The organism is Nonlabens antarcticus (assembly GCF_015356755.1).
GTDB lineage: Bacteria > Bacteroidota > Bacteroidia > Flavobacteriales > Flavobacteriaceae > Nonlabens > Nonlabens antarcticus.
The window spans coordinates 1-230 of record NZ_JADFCO010000006.1; the positions used below are offsets into that span (position 1 = coordinate 1).

The 230-nt window shown below is 49.1% G+C and carries 1 protein-coding gene; it reads left to right on the plus strand.

From position 1 onward, the window contains the following. Positions 1-68: 68 nt before the first annotated feature. Positions 69-230: DDE-type integrase/transposase/recombinase (locus IQ282_RS15070; RefSeq protein ID WP_394355187.1), on the plus strand; the 162-nt coding region annotated here is incomplete at its 3' end.

Sequence of the window (230 nt, forward strand, 5' to 3'; positions counted from 1 at the left end):
TACAGCCCAAGAGGAGCTATCACATAACGACAGACTCCCACCATAGGTTCAGGAAGCATAAAAACATAGTGGGCAACATAGAGATCGACAAGCCGGAACAGGTATGGGTAAGTGACATAACTTATGTGGGTACCAGGGCCAACCCTTCCTACCTGGCACTGGTCACGGATGCTTATTCCAAAAGGATCATGGGGTATGATGTGTCCAACAGCCTTGCCATGGAGGGTTCA